Annotated in this window: 16 protein-coding genes, 2 tRNA genes and 1 riboswitch; of the genes, 16 read left to right on the top strand and 2 right to left on the bottom strand. The window is 66.6% G+C overall.

Going from position 1 to position 17,581, the window contains the following annotated elements:
* The first annotated feature begins 25 nt into the window (after positions 1 to 25).
* Positions 26 to 439 (top strand): nucleoside-diphosphate kinase, encoded by a 414-nt coding sequence (gene ndk, locus ABIB49_RS03620; protein ID WP_226774575.1) that lies wholly within the window; start codon positions 26 to 28, stop codon positions 437 to 439.
* Between the two features lie 101 nt (positions 440 to 540).
* Here ndk and ABIB49_RS03615 read toward each other — a convergent pair whose 3' ends face one another.
* Positions 541 to 1,212 carry a vitamin K epoxide reductase family protein gene (locus tag ABIB49_RS03615; RefSeq protein WP_282360267.1) on the bottom strand — a complete coding sequence of 224 codons (672 nt, stop codon included), beginning with the start codon at positions 1,210 to 1,212 and terminating at the stop codon, positions 541 to 543.
* Positions 1,213 to 1,683: 471 nt separating this feature from the next.
* Between ABIB49_RS03615 and ABIB49_RS03610 the strand changes: the two genes are divergently transcribed.
* The 13 genes from ABIB49_RS03610 to ABIB49_RS03550 all read left to right on the top strand — a co-directional run bounded on the left by ABIB49_RS03610 (position 1,684) and on the right by ABIB49_RS03550 (position 15,310).
* A complete protein-coding gene (locus ABIB49_RS03610) occupies positions 1,684 to 4,923 on the top strand; it encodes an Rne/Rng family ribonuclease (RefSeq protein WP_354156709.1) in 3,240 nt (1,079 codons plus the stop codon).
* A gap of 104 nt (positions 4,924 to 5,027) precedes the next feature.
* A riboswitch (TPP riboswitch) is annotated at positions 5,028 to 5,125 on the top strand.
* Positions 5,117 to 6,718, top strand: coding sequence for a bifunctional hydroxymethylpyrimidine kinase/phosphomethylpyrimidine kinase (locus tag ABIB49_RS03605; protein WP_282360265.1), 1,602 nt, complete (start codon positions 5,117 to 5,119; stop codon positions 6,716 to 6,718). Its footprint overlaps the riboswitch before it by 9 nt.
* A 354-nt stretch (positions 6,719 to 7,072) precedes the next feature.
* Positions 7,073 to 7,381: a 50S ribosomal protein L21 gene (gene rplU / locus ABIB49_RS03600; protein WP_226774594.1), complete on the top strand. Its 309-nt coding sequence runs from the start codon at positions 7,073 to 7,075 to the stop codon at positions 7,379 to 7,381.
* 61 nt (positions 7,382 to 7,442) lie between these two features.
* A complete protein-coding gene (gene rpmA, locus ABIB49_RS03595; RefSeq protein WP_069952019.1) occupies positions 7,443 to 7,706 on the top strand; it encodes a 50S ribosomal protein L27 in 264 nt (87 codons plus the stop codon).
* A 119-nt stretch (positions 7,707 to 7,825) separates the two neighbouring features.
* On the top strand, positions 7,826 to 9,412 hold the full coding sequence (gene obgE, locus ABIB49_RS03590) for a GTPase ObgE (RefSeq protein WP_226774571.1): 1,587 nt from the start codon (positions 7,826 to 7,828) through the stop codon (positions 9,410 to 9,412).
* A 10-nt stretch (positions 9,413 to 9,422) separates the two neighbouring features.
* A complete protein-coding gene (gene proB / locus ABIB49_RS03585) occupies positions 9,423 to 10,574 on the top strand; it encodes a glutamate 5-kinase (protein ID WP_226774570.1) in 1,152 nt (383 codons plus the stop codon).
* A 26-nt stretch (positions 10,575 to 10,600) separates the two neighbouring features.
* Positions 10,601 to 11,950: a glutamate-5-semialdehyde dehydrogenase gene (locus tag ABIB49_RS03580; protein WP_354156708.1), complete on the top strand. Its 1,350-nt coding sequence runs from the start codon at positions 10,601 to 10,603 to the stop codon at positions 11,948 to 11,950.
* A gap of 80 nt (positions 11,951 to 12,030) precedes the next feature.
* Positions 12,031 to 12,270, top strand: coding sequence for a hypothetical protein (locus ABIB49_RS03575; protein ID WP_226774568.1), 240 nt, complete (start codon positions 12,031 to 12,033; stop codon positions 12,268 to 12,270).
* A 55-nt stretch (positions 12,271 to 12,325) separates the two neighbouring features.
* Positions 12,326 to 12,970, top strand: coding sequence for a nicotinate-nucleotide adenylyltransferase (gene nadD / locus ABIB49_RS03570; protein ID WP_396021265.1), 645 nt, complete (start codon positions 12,326 to 12,328; stop codon positions 12,968 to 12,970).
* Positions 12,971 to 12,977: 7 nt separating this feature from the next.
* Positions 12,978 to 14,306: a hypothetical protein gene (locus ABIB49_RS03565; protein ID WP_354156707.1), complete on the top strand. Its 1,329-nt coding sequence runs from the start codon at positions 12,978 to 12,980 to the stop codon at positions 14,304 to 14,306.
* A 117-nt stretch (positions 14,307 to 14,423) separates the two neighbouring features.
* Positions 14,424 to 14,825: a ribosome silencing factor gene (gene rsfS / locus ABIB49_RS03560; protein ID WP_226774565.1), complete on the top strand. Its 402-nt coding sequence runs from the start codon at positions 14,424 to 14,426 to the stop codon at positions 14,823 to 14,825.
* Positions 14,826 to 14,965: 140 nt separating this feature from the next.
* Positions 14,966 to 15,038: transfer RNA gene (locus ABIB49_RS03555), tRNA-Ala, on the top strand.
* 199 nt (positions 15,039 to 15,237) lie between these two features.
* A tRNA-Ala gene (locus ABIB49_RS03550) sits at positions 15,238 to 15,310 on the top strand.
* Between the two features lie 125 nt (positions 15,311 to 15,435).
* Here ABIB49_RS03550 and ABIB49_RS03545 read toward each other — a convergent pair.
* A complete protein-coding gene (locus tag ABIB49_RS03545) occupies positions 15,436 to 15,927 on the bottom strand; it encodes a DoxX family protein (RefSeq protein ID WP_396021261.1) in 492 nt (163 codons plus the stop codon).
* 87 nt (positions 15,928 to 16,014) lie between these two features.
* On the opposite strand from ABIB49_RS03545, the gene ABIB49_RS03540 reads away from it, so the two are divergent.
* A complete protein-coding gene (locus ABIB49_RS03540; protein WP_253032594.1) occupies positions 16,015 to 16,368 on the top strand; it encodes a zinc ribbon domain-containing protein YjdM in 354 nt (117 codons plus the stop codon).
* A 6-nt stretch (positions 16,369 to 16,374) separates the two neighbouring features.
* Entirely contained in the window at positions 16,375 to 17,550 is a 1,176-nt protein-coding gene (locus ABIB49_RS03535; RefSeq protein WP_354156706.1) for an FAD-dependent oxidoreductase, read from the top strand.
* Positions 17,551 to 17,581 lie beyond the last annotated feature (31 nt).

The raw sequence follows: 17,581 nt of genomic DNA, 5'->3' as shown, positions 1-17,581 counted from the left end.
CCCACCCCTACACATTGGAGCAGCTGTGAGCATTGAGCGCACCCTCGTCCTGATCAAGCCCGACGGCGTTAGCCGCAACCTGACAGGCAGCATCATCGCCAGGATTGAAGCCAAGGGCTACACCCTGGCCGAGCTGAAGAAGGTTGATGCGAGCCGCGAACTGCTGGAGCAGCACTACGAGGAGCACGTGGGCAAGCCGTTCTACGAGCCGCTCGTCGAGTTTATGCTCAGCGGTCCGGTAGTAGCCGCGATTTTCGAGGGACACCGCGTGATCGAGGGTTTCCGCTCGCTCGCCGGCACCACCGACCCCACGACGGCGGCGCCGGGCACCATCCGCGGCGACTTCGGCCGCGACTGGGGCCTGAAGGTCCAGCAGAACCTCGTCCACGGCTCGGACTCGGCGGAGTCCGCGGAGCGCGAAATCAAGATCTGGTTCTAGGTTCCTGACCGCCCAGCCGCGAGGTGGCAGCTAAGGCCAATGTTCGAGTCGAACATTGGCCTTAGCTGTCACCTCGCGGCGGTTAACCGGTGTACTTCGGTTCAGTAGCCGGAGGTTCCGATGAAGACCTGGATAAACGCGAAGAAAATGGTGGCAACCACTGCGACGTAAAGCAGCGCGGTGATGACCCAGCCGGAGTCGCCCAGGATCCTGGTTGGGCCCGCCGGCAGCCTGATCACGCCGTGCGTTACGTTGCGGACTGTGACCCAGACGAAGAGCGGAATCATGGCGGCCCAGACGATCATGCAGAACGGGCAGAGGATATGGATGGAGTACAGCGCCTGCGACCAAAGCCAGACCACAAACCCGAAGCCAAGGGTCACGCCGGCCTGCAGCCCCAGCCAGTACCAGCGGGCAAACGCGGCTCCGGAGAGAATTCCCATGGCTGTGGTGATGATGACCGCAAAGGCCACGATTCCCATAAACATGTTGGGGAAGCCGAACACCGAACCCTGCCAGGTCTGCATAACCTGCCCGCAGGAGATCCATGGGTTCACATCGCAGACTGTTACATGGTTCGGATCCTTGAGTACCTCGAGCTTTTCCAGCACCAGGGCCCCGGAGGCCAGCCAGCCAACGACGCCGGTGATCAGCAGGAGCCACGCGAACGGGCGGTCGCGTGTCATCGGCGGCAGCTGAAGTGCGTCGGCTGAGGTGCCGCGGCGTTGCTGCCGCACGGCTGCCTCGTCGGTGGCGCTGGAGATGCTGGGCATGGAATGGATGTCCTTCGCTTGGATGCAACTGGTCCGATTGTATCGCCGGACCCTGGAGGGAGTCCGGACGCTGTTGCCTTCATGGGGGATTCGGTCCACGGGGCAGGCCGGATGCCCCGCTTACGCCTGCTCGGACGTGTCCTGTGAGACAATGATCGTGGCTGGAACCCGATCCACATCCGGGTCCCGGTCCGGCGATTTTGTTCCCAAGACCGCCAATGATGAGCAGGGAGCCACGGATCCTCTGATCCAGGCTGTCCCGCAATGCCATTGGACGGCACCTGGTTGTGGTGTGTAGATCAACGGGTTTCAGAGCAATTCCGCCGGCTCTCCAGGGCTGCCGCACCCCACTGCCGGTGCGAACCTGAGGGTATTCAATTGACTTCTGTCAATGCCCGCGGGTGTTGACAAATATTTGCCCCAACGGGTGCCGGATGTGGCGGCATGTCAGGGGCAGGAGTGTCGCCATATATGGATAATGACCAGGTTGTAACAGGCAACGAAGACGTGCTGGCCGCAAGTGCCGGGGCAGCTGATGAATCAGCGGCCGCGTCACCGCCGAAACGGCCCGTCCGGACCCGCCGCAAGACCCTTCCCAAAAGCGGTACAGGCGCCGCGGAGACCGTCGCGGACACCGCGGTCCCCGCGGAGGTGCCGGACGCTCCGGCCGCCGAAACCAAGGCCCCCGCCCGCCGCTCACGTGCCCGCAAGGTAGCCGAGCCGGCCGAATCCGTTCCTGCTGCGGACCCGGCACAGACCCCGGACGTTCCCTCTGATGTCCCTGCCGGAATGACAGCCGCAGCCGAGGCCGCCGACGCCCCGGCCGAAAAGCCCGTCCGTCGCCGCGCCAGCCGCGCCAAGGCCAAGGCCCCGGCCGCAGGGACCGCAGCTGACGGGGCCGCCAGTGCGGAACCGGAAGCCGCCGCCACGGAAACCGCAGGCGTTACCGCCGCCGCCAGCCCGGTCGCGGATGAAACTGCCGCCGAGGCCCCGGCAGCAGCCCCAGCCGCCGCGGCAGCTGAAAGCCCGGCAACTGAAAGCCCGGCTGCTGAAGCCCCGGCGGAAGCCTCGGCTGCCGCTTCGCTGTTCATGGAGCCGGGAGCGGTTACCTCAATGATCTTCCAGGCACCCGACCTGGCCGCCGCGGCCCGCCCTGTCCCGGCCCCGGCTGCCGCCGCAGCGGAAGCTGACGACGACGACGACGAAGAAGGCGAGAGCGAGGACGCCGGAAGCCGCCGCCGTCGCCGCAGCCGCGGTCGCCGCGGCCGCAGCAGCCGTGGAGCTGAGAGCGAACCGGGTTCCGAAGACGAATCCGACGACGCGGATGACGCTGAAGAAGGCACTGGCGAGCAGCTCGAAGACGGCGTGACCTCCCGCCGCCGTCGCCGCCGCCGTCGCGGCGAGCAGGATCTGGAACTGACCGGCGGGGAGGACGACGACCCGCCCAACACGGTGACGCGCGTCCGTGCGCCGCGCACAGCCAGCGAGGCTCCGGTGAACAACCGTGTCACCTCGCTCAAGGGCTCCACCCGCCTGGAGGCGAAAAAGCAGCGCCGCCGCGAATCCCGCGATACCGGACGCCGCCGCACCGTCATCACCGAGGCCGAGTTCCTGGCCCGGCGCGAATCGGTGGACCGCCAAATGATCGTCCGCCAGCGCGATGACAGAATCCAGATCGGCGTCCTCGAGGACGGCGTGCTGGCCGAGCACTTTGTCTCGAAGACCCAGCAGGATTCCCTGATCGGCAACGTCTACCTGGGCAAGGTCCAGAACGTACTGCCGTCGATGGAAGCCGCCTTCGTCGACATCGGACGCGGCCGCAACGCCGTGCTGTACGCCGGCGAGGTCAATTGGGAGTCCGTCAACCTCGAGGGCAAGCAGCGCCGGATCGAGAACGCGCTGAAGTCCGGCGACTCCGTGCTGGTCCAGGTCACCAAGGATCCCGTCGGGCACAAGGGCGCCCGCCTCACAAGCCAGATCTCGCTGCCCGGCCGCTACCTCGTCTACGTACCCGGCGGTTCCATGACCGGAATCTCGCGCAAGCTGCCCGACGTCGAACGCAACCGCCTCAAGCGGATCCTCAAGGACCGCCTGCCCGAGGATGCTGGCGTTATTGTGCGCACCGCCGCGGAGGGTGCGTCCGAGGAAGAACTCACGCACGACATCAACCGGCTCCGTGCCCAGTGGGAAGGGATCGAGGGCCAGTCGAGCTCAACTAAGATCCTTGCCCCCGAACTGCTCTACGGCGAACCCGATCTGACCATCAAGGTAGTCCGTGATGTCTTCAACGAGGACTTCTCCAAGCTGATCGTCTCCGGTGAGGAAGCGTGGGACACCATCGAGGCCTACGTGACCTACGTAGCCCCCGACCTTGTCGGCCGGCTGGAGAAATGGACCAAGGACTCGGACATCTTCGGTGCCTGGCGCATCGACGAGCAGATCCACAAAGCACTGGACCGCAAGGTTTTCCTGCCCTCCGGCGGCTCGCTCGTAATCGACCGCACCGAAGCCATGACAGTGGTGGACGTCAACACCGGCAAGTTCACCGGCAGCGGCGGCAACCTTGAGGAAACCGTCACCAAAAACAACCTCGAAGCGGCCGAAGAAGTTGTCCGGCAGCTCCGGCTCCGCGACATCGGCGGCATTATCGTGATCGACTTCATCGACATGGTGCTTGAATCGAACCGGGACCTGGTACTGCGCCGCATGGTGGAGTGCCTGGGCCGGGACCGGACCAAACACCAGGTCGCGGAGGTGACTTCGCTGGGCCTCGTGCAGATGACGCGGAAGCGGATGGGTACCGGGCTGCTGGAAGTTTTCGGCGAACAGTGCGAGGCCTGCGCCGGCCGCGGCATTGTGACCCACGACGAGCCGGTGGAGCACCGCCGCGCCAACGTCGTTGCCGCCGAGCATCACATTCCCCGTGCGGAGCAGCCTGCCCCCCCGCGGACCGAACGCAAGAGCCGCCGCCGCGGACGGGGCGGCCAGGGCACGGACGAACAGTCGGTGCCGGCCGCAGCGCACCCCGAGCCCACCGACGCTGAACGCCATGCCAAGGCCGAGGCGACCCGCCACGCGCTGGCGAATATCGCTGCGGCGGCGCATGCTGCCCATCTGCATGACGATGAAGCGGCCACGGGAGTCGACGCCGGGGTCCGCCAGGCCGCTGTTGAGGCAGCCGTCGAGCTGGCCGCAACGGAGGAGGCTGCCGGACGTCCCGGCGCCGTGCTGACCTTCGGCGGCGAACAAGTCGCACTGCCGTTTGTGGAGCATGCCGACGAGTCGGGTGCGCCCGCGCTGACCATGGACCTGCTGACCGAGGCTTTCGCCCAGCTGGGTGACAGCGGGGAAGTCTCCGCGGCGGATCCCGCTGCACCGGCTGCGAAGGCGGCCGCAGCCCGGACTGCACCGGCGGCTCCGGCGCGTGCCGGCGGAACCGGCCCGGGCCGCGCCCAGGCGCCAGGCTCCCAGACGGAGGCGGCCCCCGAGGCCGGCGCCTCCCGTGCCCGCCGCGGACGGCGCAACCGCAGCGCCAGCCGCGCGCAGGGAGCAGCCAACGAAACCTCGGTAGAGCAGCGCCGGGAAGCGCCGCAGGCTGCCGTTTCGGTACACGAGGCAAAGGCCCCGGCAGCAGCAACAACGCCGGCGGCCAAACCGGCCACAAACGAACCGATTATCCTCGGCGTCGGCGTTCCGGCCTCGGAACTCTAACCCCAAGAAAGTTCGGGAAGGCCGCGGGTGCGGTCCGGGCCGCGTAGCAATACGCCAGGTTCGGGCCGTGCCCGCGACTTCGTTAAAGGATGCGGCTAGGCTTGGTCCCTGACACGGGGTGCCGCGCATCGAGCCGGCTGAGATCCAGACCCGTTGAACCTGTCCGGTTAGCACCGGCGAAGGGATGTCTCCCATGACCGCCGCCTCCCCGTTTCTTCCCGCTGTCCCCGCAGCCCCGGCATCCCGGATCCCGCGGGTGCTCACGATCGCAGGCTCGGACCCCTCCGGCGGTGCCGGGATCCAGGCGGACCTGAAGAGCATTGCCGCGCATGGCGGCTACGGCATGGCCGCCATCACCGCCCTGACCGCACAGAACACACGCGGCGTCAGCGCCATCCACGTCCCGCCGGCAGATTTCCTGACCGCCCAGCTTGACGCGGTCAGCGCCGACATCCGGATCGACGCCGTCAAGATCGGGATGCTGGGGGACGCCGCCGTGATCGACGCCGTCCGGACCTGGCTGGCGAAGGTCAGGCCCGCCATTGTGGTGCTGGACCCCGTGATGGTGGCCACAAGCGGTGACCGGCTGCTGCAGGCGCCGGCCGAATCGGCGCTGCAAGAACTGCTGCCCTACGCGGACCTGATCACGCCGAACCTCGCCGAACTCGCGATTCTGCTCAACGAACCCGTCGCCGGCAACTGGGCTGCGGCGCTGGAACAGGGCAAGCGGCTTGCCGCCGGCACCGGCACGACCGTCCTGGTGAAGGGCGGCCACCTCGACGGCACCGGCGCTGCGGGCGGAGCCGGCGAGCACGGCGACGGCTGCCCGGACGCGCTCGTCAACACCTGCGGGGTCCTGGCCCGGGACGTCATAGTAGTACCGGGGGAGCGGGTCCGCACCAGCAACAGCCACGGAACGGGATGCTCACTGTCCGCGGCGATGGCGACCGTGCAGGCCCGGGTCGGGGACTGGGAGGCCGCCTTGCGGGAAGTTAAGCCGTGGCTGGAAGGGGCGCTGCGCACCTCGGCGGACCTCGACGTCGGCAGCGGCAACGGCCCGGTCCATCACTTCCACCATGTCCAGCATCAGACCGCCCATCACGGTACGGGTGCCGGCGGCGGCGAACTGCACCGGGTCCCTGCCGCGGGTGAATTCGCCCGTGGGCTGCGGGAAACCGCTGCTGCCGACCTCGAGGCCATCTACGGCCTGGACTTCATCACGGCCCTGGCGGACGGGTCCTTGCCGGAGCAGGACTTCGCGTACTACCTCGGACAGGACGCCCTGTACCTGAACGGCTATTCGCGGGTCCTCTCCCGGGCCGCCGCGATCGCACCCACGGAAGACGAACAGCTCTTCTGGACCCGCTCCGCACAGAATTGCCTCAGCGTCGAAGCCGAACTGCACCGGACCTGGCTGCGCGGACGCACGGCGGAGCGGACGCTCGGACCGGTCACCAAGTCCTACGTAGACCACCTTCTGGCCGCCTCGGTCACCGGGAGCTACGGAGTGCTGATCGCTGCGGTACTGCCGTGCTTCTGGCTCTATGCCGAGGTGGGACAGGCACTGCACAACCGGTTCCTCGCCGCGGGTGCGCCGGAATCGCACCCCTACGCCGCGTGGCTGCGCACCTACGCCGATCCGGAGTTCGCCGACGCCACCCGGCAGGCCATCGCCCACACCGACACCGCAGCCCGGGCGGCCTCACCCGGCGAACGGGACGCCATGACCGTGGCCTTCCGGCAGTCCGCCCGCTACGAAGTGGACTTCTTCGACGCGCCGCGCGTGCACGCCTGAGCCGCGGGACAGCAGGGAGCCTGTACGATAGGGAGGCGCGGTTCCGGAAGTCGTTGCGGCAACGTCCTGTCCATACAGGGTGTCACCTATCACGTACCTCCCTTCGGAACCAGCCTCATTTGCGGCCGAAGGCAAAATTAGCGTAGTCTAGATCTTCGGTGCTTACGCCAACACTTGGGTTATGACCTTGAGGACGCTCCACTTGATTTCAGGTGCGAATGTCCACGGGATAGCTCATGGGTTCCCCCGGGGAACCCACCGGCGTAGAGGCACAGCGTGAGCCGGACCATCAACTTTGGACCCAGGTTCCGCACGCAAATCTAGTAATAAACGTCGAGAGAAGTGAGTTCCCCAGTGGTGTACGCGATTGTCCGCGCAGGCGGCCGGCAAGAGAAGGTTTCCGTTGGAGACTTCGTTACCCTGAACCGCGTCCCCGGTGGAGCCGGCAGCACCTTTGAGTTGCCCGCACTGCTCCTGGTAGACGGTGACAAGGTCATGTCTGCTGCTTCGGACCTGGCCAAGGTAAAGGTTACGGCTGAGATCCTTGAGGACCTTCGCGGTCCCAAGATCGTCATCCAGAAGTTCAAGAACAAGACCGGTTACAAAAAGCGCCAGGGTCACCGTCAGGAATTGACCAAGGTCAAGATCACCGGTATCAAGTAACTACTCGTTACTGTTCAGGTTTTCAGCAGATTCCCCAGAATTTTAAGGCAGGCATTTCCAAATGGCACATAAAAAAGGCGCGAGTTCCACTCGCAACGGTCGTGACTCGAACGCCCAGTACCTCGGCGTCAAGCGCTTCGGCGGTCAGGTAGTTTCCGCAGGCGAGATCATCGTCCGCCAGCGTGGAACCCACTTCCACCCGGGCGCCGGCGTTGGCCGCGGCGGCGACGACACCCTGTTCGCCCTGGCTCCCGGAGCCGTCGAGTTCGGCACCCGCCGCGGTCGTCGCGTTGTGAACATTGTGGCTGCAGCAGCTGCAGAGTAGTACCTACGTTTTAAATCGGTGGGGCGGGCCATTAGGTCCGCTCCACCGGTGTTTTAACCGCATTACAATCATCCTGAGCGTCTTTGCACGCTTACGGGAACAGCACTGAGGAGATCCACGTGGCGAGCTTTGTAGACCGGGTAGTACTGCACGTATCCGGCGGTACCGGCGGCCACGGCTGTGTCTCCGTTCACCGCGAGAAGTTCAAGCCGCTCGGCGGTCCCGACGGCGGCAACGGCGGCAACGGCGGCGACGTTATCCTGCGCGTGGACCCCCAGACCACGACCCTGCTCGATTACCACCACGCCCCGCACCGCCACGCCACCAACGGCGGACCCGGTATGGGCGACTGGCGCGCCGGCAAGCACGGCGAAACCCTGATCCTCCCGGTTCCCGAGGGCACCGTGGTCAAGTCCAAGGACGGCAGGGTCCTCGCAGACCTGGTCGGTGAGGGTTCCGAATACATCGCCGCGGCCGGCGGCATCGGTGGACTGGGCAACGCTTCGCTCTCCTCGCAGAAACGCCGCGCCCCGGGATTCGCCCTGCTCGGCATCGAAGGCGAATCCAGTGACGTTGTCCTGGAACTGAAATCCATCGCCGATATTGCCTTGGTCGGGTTCCCCTCCGCCGGCAAGTCCAGCCTGATTGCCGCGATGTCTGCCGCCCGGCCCAAAATCGCCGACTACCCGTTCACCACCCTGATCCCGAACCTCGGTGTGGTCCAGGCCGGCGAGGTGCGCTTCACCATCGCCGACGTCCCCGGCCTGATCGAAGGCGCCAGCGAAGGCAAGGGCCTCGGCCACCACTTCCTGCGCCACGTTGAGCGTTGCGCCGCCCTGGTGCATGTGCTCGACTGCGGCACGCTCGAATCAGACCGCGATCCGCTCTCGGACCTCGCCGTCATCGAAGCCGAGCTGGACAAATACGCGGTGGACATGAGCTATGCCGGTTCCGACGGTGAAGTTGTTCCGCTGAACCAGCGCCCGCGCCTGATCGCCCTGAACAAGGTCGACCTCCCGGACGGCAAGGACATGGCAGAATTTGTCCGCCCCGAACTCGAATCCCGCGGCTTCAAGGTCTTCGAAATTTCGGCGACCAGCCACGAAGGTCTCCGCCAGCTTGGCTTCGCGATGGGCGAGATCGTCCAGGCTGCCCGCGACGCCATTGCTGCCGCGCCGCCGAAGGTCCACGCCCCGGTACTCAAACCTCGCGCCGTCAACGAGTCCGGCTTCAAAATCCGCCGCGAGGAGAAGAACCTGGAGCCGCTGTTCCGCGTCCTCGGCGACAAGCCCGTGCGCTGGGTCAAGCAGACCGACTTCACCAACGAGGAGGCTATCGGCTACCTTGCTGACCGACTGGCTAAGCTCGGCGTAGAAAACGAGCTGTTCAAACAGGGCGCCACCCCGGGCGACATGGTGGTCATCGGTGAAGACGACGGCGTCGTCTTCGACTGGGAGCCGACCATGATGGCCGGCGCCGAACTGTTGGCAGCACCCCGCGGAACCGACGTGCGCTTTGCCGACATCGGCGACCGCCCCACCCGTGGCCAAAAGCGCGATGAACAGGTGGAGCGCCGCGAGGCCAAGGCTGCGGCCCGCGCCGAGCTCGAAGCCGAGCGCAAAGCCGGCATCTGGACTGAATCCGTCAGCGGCCGCCGGCCCAAGCCGCTTAAGGAAAGCGCCCTTGACACCGAGAATGAGGAGTGAGCCTTAACACGTGAGCGACAAGTCCGCAGTTGTCATCGAGGAACCCAAAACCAACGACCGCAGGCTGCTCGCCCGGGCTCGCCGCATTGTGGTCAAGGTGGGTTCGTCGTCGCTCACCAGTATCAAGGGCGGAATCTCCGAGGACGCGCTGATCGAACTGTCGAACGCGCTGGCGGCCAAAAGCAATAGCGGCACCGAAATCATCCTGGTGTCTTCGGGAGCGATCTCCGCGGGGCTCGCGCCGCTGGGCCTGACGAAGCGTCCCCGGGACCTCGCCACCCAGCAGGCCGCCGCCAGCGTGGGCCAGGGGCTGCTGATGGCCCGTTACACGCACGCCTTTGGTGCCCACGGGATTACCGTCAGCCAGGTGCTCCTGACCGCAGATGACCTGATGCGGCGCAGTCACCACATGAATGCGTTCCGGGCGCTGAACCGTTTGCTGAACCTGGGCGTTGTGCCGGTTGTCAACGAAAATGACACGGTGGCCACGCACAAGATCCGTTTCGGCGACAACGACCGCTTGTCCGCCCTGGTGGCGCACCTGGTCCGGGCCGATGCCCTGCTGTTGCTCTCCGACGTCGATGCCCTCTACGACGGCCCGCCCGCCAAAGGTGCCAAGCGCATTCCCCGGGTCGACGGCCCCGCGGACCTGGAGGACGTCACCATCGGCTCGCCCGGCAAGGCGGGGGTCGGAACAGGCGGAATGCAGACCAAAGTCGAAGCCGCCACGATGGCCGCGGATTCCGGTATCCCCGCGCTGGTCACCTCCACGGCAAACGCTGCCGCCGCACTGGCGGGGGAGGACGTCGGCACCTTGTTCACTGTCAACAGCGGACGAAAGTCCGTGCGGATGATGTGGCTGGCCCACCTCGCCCATGTGCAGGGCCGGCTGATCCTCGACGACGGCGCCGTCACAGCCGTCCGCGACCACCACACCTCCCTGCTTCCGGCCGGCGTCACGGCCGTGGAAGGGACCTTTGAATCCGGCGACGCCGTCGAGATGGTTGCAGCGGATGGAACAGTCGTTGCGCGCGGGCTGGTCAACTACTCCTCCGATGAGCTCCCGCAAATGCTGGGCCGTTCCACAGTGGAACTGGGGGAGTCGCTGGGCAGGGGCTTCGACCGGGAGGTCATCCACGTGGATGACCTGGTTCTGGTCTAACCGGGAGCCTCGCCTAGACTGGAATGATGACTGAGGCACTGATTCACGAATCCGCAGCGAATTCCATCGACTCAACCACGGGCTCTTCCGTGCCTGAACCATCCACGCTTTCACCGGCCGACGTCGAGGCCGCCGTCCACGCCATCGCCGACCGTTCCCGTGCCGCAGGCCGCAGGATGTCCCGCGCCAACCGGGCCTGGAAGGACCGGGGGCTGCGCGCCATCGCCGAAGCGCTGTTGGAGCGTCAGGCCGGGGTCCTTGCCGCCAACGCCACGGACGTGGCCGCCGGGAAGGCCAACGGCACCTCCGCGGCGCTGCTGGACCGGCTCACCCTCACCGATGCCCGCATCCAGGGCCTCGCCGCCGCCCTGGAGAACCTCGCCAACCTGCCGGATCCGGTCGGTAACGTGGTGCGCGGCCAGACCCTGCCCAACGGGCTGCGGCTGCGCCAGGTCAACGTCCCGATGGGCGTCGTCGCCGCCATCTACGAGGCGCGTCCCAACGTCACGGTGGACATCGCCGGGCTCGGCCTCAAGAGTGGCAACGCCGTCATCCTGCGCGGCGGAACCGCCGCCGCCGCCACCAACGCAGCGCTCGTTACCGTGCTCCGTGACGCCCTGGAGTCGGTGGGCCTGCCCGCCGACGCAGTGCAAAGCGTTGACCAGTTCGGCCGCGAAGGAGCCAACGCCCTGATGCGTGCACGCGGCCGGGTGGACGTCCTGATTCCCCGCGGCGGCCGGGACCTCATTCAGTCCGTTGTGGCCAACGCCAAGGTTCCCGTGATTGAGACCGGCGAAGGCAATGTGCACATCTTCCTGGACGCCTCCGCGAACGAGGAGATGGCCGTCGAGATCCTGCTGAACTCCAAGACCCAACGGCCCAGCGTCTGCAATACCGTGGAAACCCTGCTGGTCCACTCCGGCTCAACAGCGCTGCCCGCCGTCGCCGCTGCCCTGCGCGACGCCGGCGTTACGCTGCATGCCGACGATCGGATCCGCGCTGCACTGCCCGCCTCGATAGACTCGGTCCCCGCCACGGACGAGGACTGGGCCACCGAATACATGGACCTGGACCTTGCCGTGGCCATGGTCGACAGCGTGGACGACGCCGTCAGGCACATCCGAACCTGGTCCACCGGCCACACCGAGGCCATCCTGACCAATGACCTTGGCAACGCCGAGCGGTTTATTGCCGAGATCGACTCGGCCGCCGTTATTGTCAACGCGTCCACCCGCTTCACCGACGGCGGTGAACTCGGCCTCGGCGCCGAGGTGGGTATATCCACCCAGAAGCTGCACGCCCGCGGACCCATGGGCCTGACGGAACTGACCACCACCAAATGGATCGTCCAGGGCGAGGGCCAGATCAGGTCCTAGCAACGCTGTAACATGGAACAGAAGTCCGGAACGGCGGGGATATCCGCCGTCGTTAAATTGTGAACTCACTAGGGGAGAACATGCTGTCCCAGCAGATCGCCACAATCGTCGCCGCCGTGGGCGGATCAGGCCACGAGGAACTCGCGCCGCTCATCGCACCGCCGATCGTAATTGGCGCCGTGATGTTCGCGCTGCTGATGGTCATGCTGTCGGTCACACTGTCCTACGGCAACCTGGGCAGGCGCCATGCAGCCGTTGAGGAGCACGCGGATCCGCACCGCCAGCACCCGAACAAGCACGATCACAGCCAAGGCCACTAATATTTCCGCCATCGTGACGCAGCGCGGTGCCCGGCGCCGTCTGCGTCTGGGCGTGATGGGCGGTACCTTCGATCCCATCCATCACGGCCACCTTGTTGCCGCCAGCGAGGTGGCAGCCAAGTTCGACTTGGACGAAGTGGTTTTTGTGCCGACCGGCCAGCCGTGGCAGAAGATGAGCAAAAAGGTCAGCGAGGCCGAGCACCGCTACCTCATGACAGTCATCGCCACGGCGTCAAACCCGCGCTTTACCGTCAGCAGGGTGGACGTGGACCGGCCCGGTCCCACGTACACTATCGACACCCTTCGTGACCTCCGAACCCTGCGCCCGGATGCGGACCTGTTTTTTATTACCGGCGCCGACGCCCTGGCGCAGATCTTGTCCTGGAAGGACATTGACGAGCTGTGGTCCCTTGCGCACTTCGTCGGCGTCACCAGGCCCGGACACGTCCTGGACGGAATGGGCCGCAAGGACGTCAGCCTGCTCGAGGTGCCAGCGATGGCAATCTCCTCGACCGACTGCCGCGCCCGGGTAGCTGCAGGAAACCCTGTCTGGTACTTAGTGCCGGACGGTGTAGTGCAGTACATCGCCAAATACGGACTGTACGGCGGCCACCCGGACGTCGGGGACACCTCCGCCGGAAATGGCGCCGCACGCTACGACCGCAGTACCGAGTTAGCCCACCCCGCCAGCATCGAATGAGTTTGCAATGAGTCAGGAACAGCCACCAATCCGCAGCCGTCGCGAACTGCGGCAGGCCAGAGATGAACGCCGGGAGCCCGGTGCCCCCGCTTCCGGCGCGGTTCCCCCTGCCTCGAATAGCCCGGCCTCAGCAAACAAGGACGCCGCAAACAAGGACGCCGCAAACAAGGACGCCGCAAACAAGGACGCCGCAAACAAGGATGCCGCGCGGCCGGACGCCGTTGATCCCGGTGAACCCACCGAAGCGGAAACCACCGGCCGGCGCCGGATTCCCGGCCCGGTCGACTCGGTCAGCAGTTCCCCGGGAACCGAACGGTCCTCGCAGATCCGGGCCCGGGACCGCGCCACCTTGCGAACCATCAAGGAATTAGCCGAGAAGGAAGGCAACCTCGCCGCCGGCGGACCGCCGACGCGTCGCCAGCTGCGGTTGCTGCAGCTGGCCGCCGAGACAGCCCCGGCAACGTCCGCCAATCTGATCGTCCCTGCCTCGCCCCGCACCCGGGTCAGCCCCTCCGCGCCCCCGCCGGGGGCGGAAGCCGACGCGCCGGCCGCGGGTGCGGAAACCGCCGCCCCGGCGGACGAGGAAGCCGTAGCCGGCCCGGGAGCTCCGGGCGCCGTGGGGATGAGCGTGGAACAGGCCCTCGCCGCACGCGAACTCCTCGCCCAGCAGGCGCAGAACCAACTGGCCAAGATGGAACACATCAACGCCGTGGACGCCGATGCCGTGGATCCGCGCGCACTGGCGGAGCAGATCGCCGTGGCCGAACGGGCCGCAGTACTTGGACGCCGTGCCGCCGCGAAGCAGAAGCTGGCCGAGCAGAACAGCGTGCCGGAGCCGGTGCGCAATGATCCGACCACGGCCAATAACCTGGCAATGGTCACACCCCTGGAGTTCGTCCAGGTTCCGGGCGTGGAGCGGCCGGTCCTGAAGCGCCCTGCCACCTCACACGTTCCGGTTGTCACCAACCCGGGCCCCCGGGTTGGTGACAACCGCAAGTCCGGCGGCCACCGCCCCGGTGCATCCCGCCAGCGCAAACCCGGCCCTGCGACCGGTCGTGCCGGGGTGCTTGCCCGCGCCGAGGCCGCTGCCCGTGCTTCGTCCGTGCCGCCGGCAGAATCCCAGCCGGCGGCGGGGGAGCCGGCAACGCTCCGGTCCGAGGAGGACTTCGCCGGCGGCTCGCCGGTGGCCGCAAGCGCAGCCTACGGGCTTGAACCCCTGGACGCGGTCACGGCCGGTTTGGGCAGGGCGCGGCGCCTGCGCCTGGTGGTACTGGCCCTGGGGGTGCTGGCACTGATCGCCGGCATCACGCTGATTGTCACTGCCATCTCCGGCTAGCCACCTTTGCTGCGGGCCGCGCGCTTCCGCCCGGTGGCCACCCGCGCAGTTTCAGAACACACGCTTGTTACCCATAACGCTTTTTACCCAACACTTTTGTACCCAATAAGGAGTCCCGTGACTGCAACCGATTCATCCATCGCCTCAGCCCGCCACGCAGCCCGAGCGGCTGCCGAGAAACTCGCTGAGGACATCGTCGCCATGGACGTCAGCGAACGGCTGGCCCTGGCGGATATCTTCCTGATTGCCTCGGCGCCGTCCGAACGCCAGGTTAATGCCATTGTGGACGGCATCGAAGACGAACTCTCCAAATTCGAGCTCAAGCCGATCCGCCGTGAGGGCCGCTCCGGCGGCCGCTGGGTCCTCTTGGACTACGGCAACATCGTTATTCACGTCCAGCACGAGGAAGACCGCGTGTTTTACGCCCTGGAGCGCCTCTGGAAGGACTGCCCCGTTGTGGACCTTCAGCTTGGCGACGACGTTTCCGCGCAGGCAGCGGCGGGCCCCGAAGCGGAGTAACCCGGCATGCAGCTGCGGAATATGCCCGATTTGGAATTTTCCGAAAGACTGTTCTAAGATATTTGAGTTGCTTCGGAGAAATCCGGACGAAGTACGGAGCCCGGAGGCGAAAGCCGGCGGGGTCGGGGCAGCGAAAATTCGGGGCTGTGGCGCAGCTGGTAGCGCACCTGCATGGCATGCAGGGGGTCAGGGGTTCGAGTCCCCTCAGCTCCACCGGATAATCCGTCGGAATCGAAAGATTCCGGCGGATTTTTTGCGTATGGCGGTTGTCCGGCCCGGGCGTGGAACGTCGGGGTCGGGCCGGTTTCTCCGAGCCGGCTCGCCGATTCGCGTGAACCGGAATTGTGGTTTAAGATAAACAGGTTGCTTCCGGAGAGACGTTCCTTCGCAGGACGGATTTCCCGGCACGTTCGGGGCTGTGGCGCAGCTGGTAGCGCACCTGCATGGCATGCAGGGGGTCAGGGGTTCGAGTCCCCTCAGCTCCACCGAAAAAGGTCCTGCTCAGTGAGCAGGACCTTTTGTCTTTCGGGGAATTTTTTGCGCCCGGAACGGGCTGCCGCCGGCTGCAGTGCACGAACCAGCCGGGACCAGGGCAGGCAGCGGTGCCGGTTTACCGGCCGGCGCGCCGACTCATCCGCCAGGCCCGCCAGGCGCCCGTGGACCACAAGGCCCAGAGCACCAGCAGCGGCTGGAACAGCAGCCGGATCCCGCGGCTGGTGTCCGAGTTGAGGCCAAACGAATCGGTGCCGGTAGCGAACTGGGAGATATTCCCGGGAAAAACGGCGACAAAAAAGGCAGCGACCAGCCAACCGAGGGCAACCCGCCGCCGCCTGATCAGCAGCAGGCCAACGCCCAGGCCGATTTCCACCAGTCCGGACGCAACCACCACAAAGTCCACGTCCAACGGCAACCATGGCGGCACCTGGGCATGGAACGCCTCCCGCGCCCAGCCCAGGTGGCTGACACCGGCCAGCAACAGGAATCCTCCCAGCAGCATCCTGCCTGCAGTCCGGACGCCGGAGCGCAGCCGGGAATCCCCCGGCGCGGGAGGCGAACCCGGTGTTGGGACCGGGCGGTGGGGTTGAACTGGGCTCTGGGCCATGGGGCGCCGCCTTCACTCTGGGGAGCTCAGCTTAGCAATGCCGGCCTTCCCGCGATTCGGCCCGGCACCTCGACTACTGTTGGGGTCGTGAATGAGACCCTGCCGCCGTGCCCGGAATGCTCCAGTGAATACAGCTATGAGATGGGTGCGCTCCTGGTCTGCCCCGAGTGTGCCCACGAATGGTCGCCCGCAGCGGAAGCAGAGACCGGCGGACAGGAACCAGCACCGGTCAAGGATGCCGTTGGCAACGTCCTCTCCGACGGGGACACAGTGACGGTCATTAAGGACCTGAAGATCAAGGGCAGTTCCACCGTCATCAAAGTCGGGACCAAAGTCCGCGGAATCCGGCTGGTCAACGGGGTTGGGGGCCACAACATCGACTGCAAGGTCGACGGCGTCGGACCCATGCAGCTGAAATCCAGTGTCGTCAAGAAAATGTGAGCCGTAATGTCCACAGCGGGTGACGGGACGCTCAGGTCCGCCGACGTGGTTGTTATCGGCGGTGGCCAAGCCGGGCTCTCCGCCGCCTACCACCTGCGCCGCCGCGGCCTGGTCCCGGCCACGGCCCGCCCCGACAACGGAGGAACGGCCGAGGGCGGAGGAACCGGCGGGCCGGCCGGCAGCTACCATGTCCTCGACGGCGAGGACGGTCCAGGCGGGGCCTGGCGGCACCGCTGGAAGAGCCTGCGGATGTCCACCGTCAACGGCATCAGCGACCTGCCCGGCCGGCCGCAGCCCGCCGTCGACCCGGACGAAGCGAGCTCCAGCTTCCTGCCGAGGTACTTTGGCGGCTACGAACACGAGCTCTCGCTCGCCGTCGAGCGCCCCGTCAAAGTCCGGTCGGTCACCCGGGAGGACGCGGAGCCGAACGGGCGGCTGCGGATCGCCAGCACGGGCGGCGACTGGTCCGCCCGGGCCATCATTAACGCCACCGGTTCCTGGACCCGGCCGTTTTGGCCGATCTACCCTGGACGGGCCACCTTCCAGGGGCGGCAGCTGCACGTTGCGGACTACGTTTCCGCCGAAGAGTTCCGCGGCCGGCACGTGATCGTGGTGGGCGGGGGAATCTCCGCCGTCGGTTTGCTCGACGAGATCTCCCACGTCACCGGGACCAGCTGGTTCACCCGCCGGGAACCGGTCTGGCGGGACACGGACTTTGACCGCCGGGCCGGGCACAACGCCGTCGCGCTGGTGGAAGAACGCGTCCGGCAGGGACTGCCGCCGCAAAGCATCGTCGCGGTGACCGGGTTGCTCTGGACCCCGGCCCTGCGCGCGGCCGCGGACCGCGGTGTCCTGGAGCGCCAGCCCATGTTCACCGGCATCGAGCCCGGGGGAGTGCGGCGGGCAGATGGCAGCTTCCTGGCCGCCGACGTGATTCTCTGGGCCACCGGCTTCCGGGCGGAGCTTGAACACCTCGCCCCGCTGCACCTGCGTGGCCCGGGCGGCGGGATCGCCATGGACGGCACGCAGGTGGCCGCGGAACCACGGGTCCACCTGGTGGGCTACGGTCCGTCCTCGTCCACCATCGGTGCCAACCGGGCGGGCCGGTCCGCGGTGGCAGGCATCCTGCGTTTACTTGGCGGGCAGGATAAATTGGCAGGGGACTTCGTTTACCCGTCCTGAACACTCACTCACCGGACTCACATAAGGCGGC

Origin of the sequence: Arthrobacter sp. UYCu512 (assembly GCF_040547075.1) — a bacterium.
Lineage (GTDB): Bacteria > Actinomycetota > Actinomycetes > Actinomycetales > Micrococcaceae > Arthrobacter.
Note: the sequence above shows the minus strand (reverse complement) of the source record. Positions and strands in the feature narration are given on the sequence as shown.

Excerpts from the sequence above, each read along its gene's own strand:
- ABIB49_RS03615 (WP_282360267.1), bottom strand. The coding sequence starts at position 1,212 with ATGCCCAGCATCTCCAGCGCCACCGACGAGGCAGCCGTGCGGCAGCAA.
- ABIB49_RS03610 (WP_354156709.1), top strand. The coding sequence starts at position 1,684 with ATGGATAATGACCAGGTTGTAACAGGCAACGAAGACGTGCTGGCCGCA.
- ABIB49_RS03605 (WP_282360265.1), top strand. The coding sequence starts at position 5,117 with ATGACCGCCGCCTCCCCGTTTCTTCCCGCTGTCCCCGCAGCCCCGGCA.
- rpmA (WP_069952019.1), top strand. The coding sequence starts at position 7,443 with ATGGCACATAAAAAAGGCGCGAGTTCCACTCGCAACGGTCGTGACTCG.
- ABIB49_RS03580 (WP_354156708.1), top strand. The coding sequence starts at position 10,601 with ATGACTGAGGCACTGATTCACGAATCCGCAGCGAATTCCATCGACTCA.
- ABIB49_RS03575 (WP_226774568.1), top strand. The coding sequence starts at position 12,031 with ATGCTGTCCCAGCAGATCGCCACAATCGTCGCCGCCGTGGGCGGATCA.
- nadD (WP_396021265.1), top strand. The coding sequence starts at position 12,326 with ATGGGCGGTACCTTCGATCCCATCCATCACGGCCACCTTGTTGCCGCC.
- ABIB49_RS03565 (WP_354156707.1), top strand. The coding sequence starts at position 12,978 with ATGAGTCAGGAACAGCCACCAATCCGCAGCCGTCGCGAACTGCGGCAG.
- ABIB49_RS03545 (WP_396021261.1), bottom strand. The coding sequence starts at position 15,927 with ATGGCCCAGAGCCCAGTTCAACCCCACCGCCCGGTCCCAACACCGGGT.
- ABIB49_RS03535 (WP_354156706.1), top strand. The coding sequence starts at position 16,375 with ATGTCCACAGCGGGTGACGGGACGCTCAGGTCCGCCGACGTGGTTGTT.